The sequence below is a fragment of the Thalassospira sp. UBA1131 genome (assembly GCF_002311515.1).
In the GTDB taxonomy this organism is placed as follows: Bacteria; Pseudomonadota; Alphaproteobacteria; order Rhodospirillales; family Thalassospiraceae; genus Thalassospira.
This window is the reverse complement of the sequence record NZ_DCAO01000004.1, coordinates 29,537-39,047: the sequence shown is the minus strand read 5'-3', so window position 1 is coordinate 39,047 and position 9,511 is coordinate 29,537. Positions and strand designations below refer to the sequence as shown.

Annotated in this window: 9 protein-coding genes; 3 read left to right on the top strand and 6 right to left on the bottom strand. The window is 54.0% G+C overall.

The genetic code is table 11. The features are described from left to right. Window positions 1-249: 249 nt before the first annotated feature. From B3Z49_RS00565 to B3Z49_RS00545, 5 genes are all read right to left on the bottom strand, one after another. Entirely contained in the window at window positions 250-1,920 is a 1,671-nt protein-coding gene (locus B3Z49_RS00565) for a methyl-accepting chemotaxis protein (protein WP_296987346.1), read from the bottom strand. 177 nt (window positions 1,921-2,097) lie between these two features. After that, entirely contained in the window at window positions 2,098-3,765 is a 1,668-nt protein-coding gene (locus B3Z49_RS00560) for a methyl-accepting chemotaxis protein (protein WP_296987343.1), read from the bottom strand. A 341-nt stretch (window positions 3,766-4,106) separates the two neighbouring features. Beyond that, entirely contained in the window at window positions 4,107-4,622 is a 516-nt protein-coding gene (locus tag B3Z49_RS00555) for a DUF934 domain-containing protein (RefSeq protein WP_008890568.1), read from the bottom strand. Beyond that, a complete protein-coding gene (locus tag B3Z49_RS00550; protein ID WP_296987339.1) occupies window positions 4,609-6,264 on the bottom strand; it encodes a nitrite/sulfite reductase in 1,656 nt (551 codons plus the stop codon). The genes B3Z49_RS00555 and B3Z49_RS00550 overlap by 14 nt, the downstream gene beginning before the upstream one ends. A 10-nt stretch (window positions 6,265-6,274) precedes the next feature. Then, the gene (locus tag B3Z49_RS00545; RefSeq protein ID WP_296987336.1) at window positions 6,275-6,568 is read right to left on the bottom strand and encodes a DUF2849 domain-containing protein; all 294 of its coding nucleotides are present in this window, start codon (window positions 6,566-6,568) and stop codon (window positions 6,275-6,277) included. A 216-nt stretch (window positions 6,569-6,784) separates the two neighbouring features. Between B3Z49_RS00545 and B3Z49_RS00540 the strand changes: the two genes are divergently transcribed. After that, window positions 6,785-7,201, top strand: coding sequence for a DUF1489 family protein (locus tag B3Z49_RS00540; protein WP_296987333.1), 417 nt, complete (start codon window positions 6,785-6,787; stop codon window positions 7,199-7,201). Between the two features lie 2 nt (window positions 7,202-7,203). On the opposite strand, the gene gcvA is transcribed toward B3Z49_RS00540, so the two are convergent. Further along, window positions 7,204-8,151, bottom strand: a complete 948-nt coding sequence (gene gcvA / locus B3Z49_RS00535) for a transcriptional regulator GcvA (protein ID WP_296987330.1) — start codon at window positions 8,149-8,151, stop codon at window positions 7,204-7,206. A 138-nt stretch (window positions 8,152-8,289) separates the two neighbouring features. Here gcvA and B3Z49_RS00530 point away from each other — a divergent pair, with 138 nt between their 5' ends. Next, complete coding sequence (locus tag B3Z49_RS00530) at window positions 8,290-8,532, top strand: DUF1127 domain-containing protein (RefSeq protein WP_296987328.1); 243 nt, start codon at window positions 8,290-8,292, stop codon at window positions 8,530-8,532. A 245-nt stretch (window positions 8,533-8,777) separates the two neighbouring features. Then, on the top strand, window positions 8,778-9,511 hold a 734-nt coding region (locus B3Z49_RS00525; protein WP_296987326.1), incomplete at its 3' end, for a polyphosphate kinase 2.

The window sequence follows — 9,511 nt, the reverse complement described above, 5'->3', positions numbered from 1 at the left end:
CCAACATAAACAGCTATTAATTGCATACAGGATATTGCGACCTGACGCTACCCTTTTGGCGAAAACTATACGTATCCATATTACCAAAGATTAATATGGCGCTGATACTCAGTTTCGCGGGACGCGCAATTCAAGTAACTCTAAAATAATAGCTTTCTAAAGTTTTCTGCCCGCATGCGAACAGAAAAAGGGGCACCCGAACGAGTGCCCCTCAGTCAGAACATATTTGCCATGTTCGAATGTATAGGATCAGGCCGCGCGTACCGCGCTCAGGAAAGCTTCGACCTTTTGGCGCAGACTTTCTGATTCACGCGACAACTCACCCGCCGCCGTCAGGACCTGTTCGGCTGCGGTGCCGGTCGAACCTGCGGCCTCGTTGACGCTGACGATATTGCTCGTAACTTCCGAAGTACCAGCAGATGCTTCCTGCACGTTACGCGTGATTTCAAGGGTGGCTGCACCCTGTTCTTCGACCGCACTGGCGATGGTGGCTGAAATCTCGCTGATTTCGGCAATGGTTGCGGAAATAGAGGCAATGGCCGAAACCGCCCCTTCGGTTTCGTTCTGAATGCCGGTGATTTGGGCAGTAATTTCGTCGGTCGCCTTTGACGTTGCCGTGGCAAGGTTTTTAACCTCGGCCGCGACCACGGCAAAGCCCTTGCCCGCATCGCCGGCACGGGCCGCCTCAATGGTCGCATTCAGCGCCAGCAGGTTGGTCTGTTCGGCAATGTCACTGATAAGGCCAACCACATCACCAATTTTCTGTGCCGCTTCGGCCAAGCCCCTGACTTGCGCATTGGTCTTTTCGGCATCCTCAACCGCGCGGCTTGCCACGGAAGACGACTGCGTGACCTGCTGATTGATCTCGGCTATCGAGGCACTGAGCTCCTCGGTCGCGCTGGCAACAGTTTGCACATTGGTCGATGCTTGTTCCGCCGCAGCGGCAACAATGCCGGATTGGCGACTGGTTTCCTCGGCCGTGCTGCTCATACCGGTTGCGGTTGCCTGCATCTCGGTTGCGGCCGACGACACTGTTTTAAGAACAGCAGATACTTCCTGATCGAAACCAGATGTCAGTTCACTGATTTTCTGGGCGCGTTTTTCACGTGCCTTGGCTGCCTCGACTTCCTGTGCTGCCAATTGATCAGCGCGGATCATGTTTTCCTTGAATACCAGAACGGCCTTGGCCATCTGACCAATTTCATCACCACGTTCCTGGCCTGGAATATCGATTTGCTTGTTGCCGTTTGCCAAGGCATTTGTCGCATCCGTGATCGCGCGGATCGGTCGCGAAATGCCGGCACCAATCAGCCATGCCGCTGCCACACCCAGCACGACGGCAACAACCGCAAGGATTTCGGTGATGAGGATTGATTGCTGGGCCGCACGCGATGCCCGCGGGCCGATTTCATCTTGCTCTGCCTTGATGTCGAGTTTCAGCGTCTCAAGATCGGCGGCAACCGCCGGTCCGATACGATCAAGCGTATTGGCAATCAGGTCTTCACGCCTTGGATCGCCTGCCGGCAGCGATGCAACCTCATCAAAGGCCTCTGAATAGGCTGTCAGAAGACCGATGGCATCCGCGACAACCTTGTTGCGTTCCGCCCGATCAAGCATCCCGTCCAGTTCATTTATCAGGCTCATGGTGGAGGAAAGTCGCTCTCTGACTTTTGCCGCCGAACCGTCACTGCCCGTGATCACATAATCCTTGAGTGAAACACGGGCTTCCAGGAGATTGGCCTGAACCCTGCCTGCCTGATTGGACTGAAGGGCCGTCTGACGGTAGCGCAAGAAATCATCGCCGACGCCAGAAGTGGACAAAACGCCGATCACCGAAACAGTAACAAGCAAAAGAAGAACGACACCAAATCCCCCGAACACCTTCGCAGAGATTTTCAGGTTGCTGAATGCTGAATTCATTTCATACCCCTAGGAAATGAGCCACTTAGGGGTATGTTGGGATGCGGCCCAATAATATTAAGAACAACCTGTGAACAAGTTCACTTATTTCGGGTATTTAAAGCATGATTTTCTCGTTTTAAGAAAAAGGCGGGAATGTTAAACATCCCCGCCCGGAAAAATCGCATAGCGTTCCTGTCAAACAGCGCGTACCGCGCTCAGGAATGCTTCAACCTTGTGGCGCAGGCTTTCAGATTCACGCGACAATTCTGACGCGGCACTAAGCACCTGTTCGGCAGCCGCCCCGGTGGACCCGGCCGCCTCGTTCACACTTACGATGTTCGATGTTACCTCGGTCGTACCGACGGAGGCTTCCTGAACGTTGCGGGTGATTTCAAGGGTTGCCGCCCCCTGTTCTTCGACGGCACTTGCGATGGCGGCTGATATTTCGCTGATCTCGGTAATAGTCGACGAAATCGTGCCAATCGCCGTCACCGCCCCATCGGTTTCATTCTGAATACCAGTGATCTGGTTGGTGATGTCCTCGGTCGCGCGTGATGTCGCGGTCGCAAGATTTTTGACCTCTGCTGCGACAACGGCAAAGCCTTTGCCGGCATCGCCCGCACGGGCTGCTTCGATGGTGGCATTCAGGGCCAGCAGGTTGGTTTGTTCGGCGATGTCGCTGATCAGACCGACCACATCACCGATCTTTTGCGCGGCCTCGGCAAGGCCACGGATCTGGATGTTGGTTTTCTCGGCATCTTCGACCGCGCGATTGGCAACCGTCGATGACTGGCTGACCTGCTGGGTGATTTCAGCAATCGATGCGCTGAGTTGTTCGGTCGCACTGGCAACGGTCTGAACGTTGGTCGATGCCTGTTCGGCGGCGGCCGCAACGATGCCCGACTGACGACTTGTTTCCTCGGCCGTGCTGCTCATGCCGGTTGCGGTTGATTGCATCTCGGTCGCGGCAGAGGCCAGGGTTTTCAGAACGACGGAAATCTCCTGATCAAAGCCCGTGGTCAGTTCGCTGATTTTTCTAGCACGCTGTTCCCGGCGTTTTGCCGCCTCGGCTTCCTGTCCGGCAAGTTCATCGGCACGGATCATGTTTTCCTTGAAGACCAGCACCGCCTTGGACATATCGCCGATTTCATCGCGGCGGTCCTGGCCCGGAATATCAATCTGCTTGTTGCCACCGGCCAGTTCCTTCATGACCTCGGTGATCTGACGGATCGGACGCGAAATACCCGTACCAATGATCCATGCGGCAAAACCACCAAGGATCACCGCGACACCGCCGACAATGGCGGTAACGATGACCGCCTGTGACGCCGCCTTGGTCGCACGCGGACCGATTTGATCCTGTTCAGCCTTGACCGACAGTTTCAGGTCTTCGAGATTTTCGGCAACCACCGGGCCAACTTCATCGAGCGTTTCGGCCACCAGCTGATCACGCGCCGGATCCCCCGCCGGCAGTGATGCAACCTTGTCGAAGGTATCGCGATAGATGATCAGGTTTGCCCCGGCAGATTGCGCCGTTTCAATCATTTGCGGTTCATCAAGCAGGGCCACAAGTTCGTCATTCAACTTTATTGCTGTCGCCAGACGCTCATCGACATTGTCTGCCGCAGCACCGTCTCCTGTCAGCAGATAGTGTTTAACCGAGACGCGTGCTTCAAGCAGGTTGGCCTGCACCCTGCCTGCTTGGTTGGACTGCAATGCGATATGGCGATACCGCACAAAGTCATCCCCGACACTGCTGATCGAGAACTCCGACCAGAGAGAGGCAAGTACGAGCAAAACCAGTACAACGCCAAAGCCGCCATATACTTTTGTTGAAATTTTGAGACGATTAAACACCGACATAAACGAGGTTCTCCCAATTACTCTGTCACCTCATTCATCATATTATATTTTTACAATCATTACGTGATATACGCGTGATTACGTCACTATGCGTTAGGTGATATCGGCCTATTCATTGTGAGGACACCTTGCGTATAAGCATAAAACTTAAGAATAATCTTATATATACGTTTGATTTGGAAAAAGATTATCGTGAAATCAATCATGTAATCTCTATTATTAGAGGTTTTCCAATGTATTGAGCCATGTGGAAAAAGAAAAAGGGCCCCCTGTTCGGGGACCCTTGATTAAATGGCTCAGACTTATTCGACAATGGTCGAAGGCCCGATGCTTTTCGCCGGTTACTGCAAAGCGGCGCGACGACGTTCGCGCAAAGATTGTGCCGTGACGCGACCGTCACCGGTCGGCTGATAGTAGACCGACATTTCCTTAAGTGCGGCGCGCACCTTGTTCAGGGCGACTTCACCTTCGACCTTAAGATCATAGGCGTCAAAACCACAGCGGTGCATGTAAAGGATCTGGTCACGCAGGACATCGCCGACCGCGCGAAGTTCGCCGGTGAAGCCCATGCGTTCACGCAACACCCGGCCATAGGAATATCCGCGGCCATCGGTGTAGGCCGGGAAATTGACCGTGATGATCGACAGACGATCAAGATCATCTGCCAGATCTTCGGGCGCATCGCCCGGGTTCAACTGCACACCCAGACCGCCATTGCGGCCCAGAAGGCTGTCACGTTCTTCCTTGAAACGGGCGAGCGGCACAATCAGGTTTTCGTCACTTGCCGGAAGGTCGCCTTCGGCGTCAACCGTGATCCATTCCTGTTCGATCACGCTGTCATTCTTAACGATCGCCATAAAGCACCTCCTTGAACGGATCCATGCCTACACGACGGTAGGTGTCGATGAAACGTTCGCCGCTTTCGCGGATATCAATATATTTGGTCACAAGGCTTTCGATCGCATCGACCACTTCGGCTTCGGAGAAACCGGCACCGGCGATCTTGCCGATCGAGGCATCCTGGCTGGCGTCACCACCCAGCGTGATCTGATAGAATTCCTTGCCGCGCTTATCGAGGCCAAGAATACCGATATGACCAACATGGTGATGCCCGCAGGCATTAATGCAGCCGGAAATCTTGATCTTGAGCTCGCCAATGTCATGTTGACGATCCAGATCCCCGAAACGTTCGGAAATCCGCTGTGACAGCGGGATCGAACGCGCGGTTGCCAAGGCGCAATAATCAAGGCCCGGGCAGGAAATGATATCGGTGACATAGCCAAGGTTGGCCGTACCAAGGTTGGCCTTGTCCAGTTCGCTCCAAACCGCGAACAGGTCGGCCTTTTTGACATGCGGCAGAACAAGGTTCTGTTCGTGGGTCACACGCACATCGCCAAAACTGTATTTTTCGGAAAGATCAGCAACCAGTTCCATCTGGGTATCGGTCGCATCGCCTGGAATGCCGCCAATCGGTTTCAGCGATACGTTGGCAATCGCATAGCCCGACTGTTTATGTTCGATGACGTTCGAACGCACCCAGTTGGCAAAACGACGGTTTTCCGACTTGTGACGTTCGAAATCGGCATCGTCGTCAAAAAGCGCTTCAAACGCCGGCGGCGCAAACTGTTCGATGTAATGGGCGATTTCCGCATCATCAACGCGCAGCGACCCGTCCTTGATCTGGGCCCATTCCTCTTCGACAAGCTCGCGGATTTTATCAATGCCTTCCTCGTGAACGAGGATCTTGATACGCGCCTTGTACTTGTTATCGCGACGGCCAAAGCGGTTATAAACGCGCAGGATGGCTTCGAGATAGGAGAACAAATCGTTCTTGCCGATGAAGTCACGAATGGTCTTGCCAACAAACGGCGTACGACCAAGGCCACCGCCAACCATGACTTCAAATCCGGTTTCACCCGCATCGTTCTGATGCATGCGAAGACCGATGTCATGCACCTTCACCGCGGCACGGTCATTTGGTGATCCGGTTACGGCGATCTTGAACTTGCGCGGAAGATAGGTGAATTCCGGATGGAAGGTCGACCACTGACGGATCAGTTCGCAATAGGGGCGCGGATCTTCGATTTCATCGGCCGCAGCACCGGCATACTGGTCGGTCGTGGTGTTACGAATGCAGTTGCCTGATGTCTGGATCGCATGCATTTCGACCTTGGCAAGGTCGAGCAACGCATCAGGGATTTCATCAAGCTTCGGCCAGTTATATTGGATGTTCTGGCGGGTGGTGAAATGGCCATAGCCCTTATCATAGACGCGCGCAATCATGCCAAGCTGGCGCAGCTGGTCAGCGCGCAGCGTGCCGTATGGAACGGCAACGCGCAGCATATAGGCATGCAGTTGCAGATACACACCGTTCATCAGACGCAGCGGACGGAACTGTTCCTCGGTAATATCACCGGCTAGGCGGCGTTTTACCTGTTCGCGGAACTGTTCAGTCCGTTCATGGACAAGCTGGCGGTCAAAATCGTCATAACGATACATGGGGCTCTCCTTATACCGCCTGATAGCCGAGGTCTTCGCGGACACTCGGACCTTTGGTGCGCAGAACTTCGCGGTATTTTGTCGGCACGATATCCGCGCCCTGCTGTTCGACATCAATCAGATACGGCCCGACAATCACGATATCGAGTTCGGGTGCACTGGCTTCAGCCAAAAGCGCATCTGCGGCCTCTTTGCCGTCAGCGATGCGGGCATCGTTGATGTTTTCGCTCCAGATACCATCGCTGGTCAGGAACACCACCAACCCGTCTTCCAGACGGTTTGCCGTGACAACTTGCAGGGACATTCGGTTCTCTCAGCCTGTAAATCTCTCGGGTTTGGTCCTGTATCGGACCTTTTCTGCACCAGAATTTGGCTGATTACCCCTTATTGGTCAAGTTTTTTTGTGAAATATCATATATTACACTTATTTTTGTGTTTTAATAATCCACTATTGACCGCACGGCGTACGGGTTCTACCTCATCAGTCATTGAACACCACCGCACAAGAAACCCTCCTGATATGCCTTTGAACATCATCAAACTGAGCGTCGGCACAGAAAGCCCCGAAAGCCTGAAGGAATGGCAGACCTATTTTCAGGCCATGCACGGGCGTATTTTCCACACCACACGCATGACACCCAAACGCAAGGCAGAGATTCTTGATGGTGGATCGATTTACTGGGTGATCAAGGGGGCGGTGCGCTGCCGCCAGCAGGTCATTGATCTTGAAGAATACGTCAATGAAGAAGGCACGAAATATTGCCGCATCGTGCTGGACGACGAATTGATTGTCACCCGGCCCTACCCGCACCGCGCGTTTCAGGGGTGGCGCTATTTCCCCGATGATAAATGCCCGCCGGATGAAAAACAGGGCGGCGGAACCGACGCCCTGCCAGATGACATGGCCGATGAATTACGTGACCTTGGTCTGATCTAAACTTAGTCCTCTACAGGCGCGTCCGCCTCATCCGGATCAATTTCGCGCAAGGTTTCAGCCACTTCATTCTTAAGCCAGCTGACAAATGCCTTTACGCGCGGGCGTCTCAGGTGCTCCTCTGGATACACCAGATAATAGGCCCCGCTTGAGGCAACGCTTTGCGCAAACGGCCGCACCAGATTGCCCGCCGCCAGATCAAGGGCGGCCAGACTTGTGCGCGCCATGGCGATCCCCTGCCCCATCAGGGCGGCCTGAATGACCATATCACCAGAGTTAAACCGAAGGCCGCGGCTGACATCAACACCTTCGGCACCGACACCGTTGAGCCAGAACTCCCAGTCAGCGGCGTGCGGGTGATCCATAAAGGTGGTGGCATCATGAAGCAATTGGTGCCCGGCGACATCGGCCGGTTCTTTTAGTTCGGGATTGGCGGCAAGATAGGCCGGACTGCAAACCGGGAAAGACTCGTCACGCATCAGCATTTCGCACACCAGCCCCGGATAATTGCCACTGCCGAACCGAACGGCGAGATCAATGCCCTCGGTCCGTAAATTGACAAGTCGGTCATCGGCGTGAATGCGCACATCAATATCAGGATACGCATCGCGGAAATGCCCGAGACGTGGCACCAGCCATTTCACCGCAAAACTTTGCAACACACTGACCGTTACCACACCGGCTTCCTCAATCGTGGTCAGGCGTTCGATCTCCTCGGCAATGCATGAAAAGCCTGCTGTGGTTGCCTGGGCCAGTTGCGCGCCCTCTTCGGTCAGATAGATCTGACGCGGCAACCGATGAAACAGCTTGAACCCAAGATATTCCTCAAGCTGGCGGACCTGCTGGCTGATCGCACCCTGGGTGACAAACAGCTCCTCGGCCGCCTTGGTGAAGCTCAGATGGCGGGCAGCGGCATCAAAGGCGCGCACGGACTGCAAAGGCGGAAGCCGCATGGATATCACTCCAACATCATGAATTAGAATTACTAATCCGTTTGATCAGAAATACTCGTTTGTCGTGCTCAAAATATAGACGCAATATGGCTTCAACAGCAAACATTGCATTAGCAATATTAACTCATGGAGAGAATGATGGCTTATTCACTTAGCCCTGCTCCGTCTGCCGTGGAGCGCCCGCCCAAAGCGAGTATCCGCACGTTCGTCACCACCCTTGGTAGCCGCATCAATGATCTTTCAAACCGCTTTGCACGGTTGCTTGCGGTTCGTGAAGAACGTCGGATGTTGCTCAGAATGTCAGATCAGCAGCTTGCCGACATCGGTATCACCCGTGCCCAGGCTGAAGAAGAATACAGGCAGTCTTTCCCGCTGCGATAACCCTGCACGGGATCTGTCCTGAAGCGCTCCGCCCCCACGGAAAACCGCGCAAGACAGATCCACCCTTCGTGCCACCGCACACCCCACCCTTGGCCCGGTCAATGCCCTCACATTGGCCGGGCTTTTTCGTGCGTCATGTTCATACAGCGCGCAACAGGTCGTAATTTGATCCATTGCATTGCGATGATTTCAATAATCCCGCAAAGTTATTGCTACATCTCACCACAACCGGCGGAATCGGGCGCATGACCTCGGAAAAGAAAACGTCAAAGAAAACCGTGAAAACAGCCAAGCAGGACAGCAATGACGTGCTCGGTGACGCAACACGGCGCACGGGTAAAAGCCGATCTGCGGCCAACCGCACAGATGCGCTTTCAAAACTTGATACTGAGGCAAAGGACCACTTCTTGCTGGATTCCGAAAACCTGACCATGGACCGGATTGACGATCATCCTTCTGGCACGAACAAAACAACCAGCCAGAACCTGCGCAACATTCCGGAAGATCAGCTTCCGCCAGATATAGACCTTAACCCCAAGGCACGGGCAAAAAAGATGCAGGGGAAGCAATATCTGGAACTGATTGCCCCGCTTCATATCGAGCTTTTGAAGCTGCAAAACTGGATCAAGGCGGAAAACCTCAAATCGCTGATCATTTTTGAAGGGCGCGACGCCGCTGGCAAGGGCGGCACGATCAAACGTTTTACCGAACATCTAAATCCGCGTGGTGCCCGGATTGTCGCCCTTGGCAAACCCAACGACCGCGAACTGACGCAATGGTATTTCCAACGCTATATCGAACATCTGCCCAGCGGCGGCGAGATCGCCCTGTTTGACCGGTCCTGGTACAACCGTGCGATGGTCGAACGTGTGATGGGCTTTTGCAGCATGTTTGACGTCAGCGAGTTTTTGCAATCCGTCCCCGAACTTGAACGCATGCTGATCCGATCCGGCATCCACATGACCAAGTTCTATTTCTC

Excerpts from the sequence above, each read along its gene's own strand:
- B3Z49_RS00565 (WP_296987346.1), bottom strand. The coding sequence starts at position 1,920 with ATGAATTCAGCATTCAGCAACCTGAAAATCTCTGCGAAGGTGTTCGGG.
- B3Z49_RS00560 (WP_296987343.1), bottom strand. The coding sequence starts at position 3,765 with ATGTCGGTGTTTAATCGTCTCAAAATTTCAACAAAAGTATATGGCGGC.
- B3Z49_RS00555 (WP_008890568.1), bottom strand. The coding sequence starts at position 4,622 with ATGGCGATCGTTAAGAATGACAGCGTGATCGAACAGGAATGGATCACG.
- B3Z49_RS00550 (WP_296987339.1), bottom strand. The coding sequence starts at position 6,264 with ATGTATCGTTATGACGATTTTGACCGCCAGCTTGTCCATGAACGGACT.
- B3Z49_RS00545 (WP_296987336.1), bottom strand. The coding sequence starts at position 6,568 with ATGTCCCTGCAAGTTGTCACGGCAAACCGTCTGGAAGACGGGTTGGTG.
- B3Z49_RS00540 (WP_296987333.1), top strand. The coding sequence starts at position 6,785 with ATGCCTTTGAACATCATCAAACTGAGCGTCGGCACAGAAAGCCCCGAA.
- gcvA (WP_296987330.1), bottom strand. The coding sequence starts at position 8,151 with ATGCGGCTTCCGCCTTTGCAGTCCGTGCGCGCCTTTGATGCCGCTGCC.
- B3Z49_RS00530 (WP_296987328.1), top strand. The coding sequence starts at position 8,290 with ATGGCTTATTCACTTAGCCCTGCTCCGTCTGCCGTGGAGCGCCCGCCC.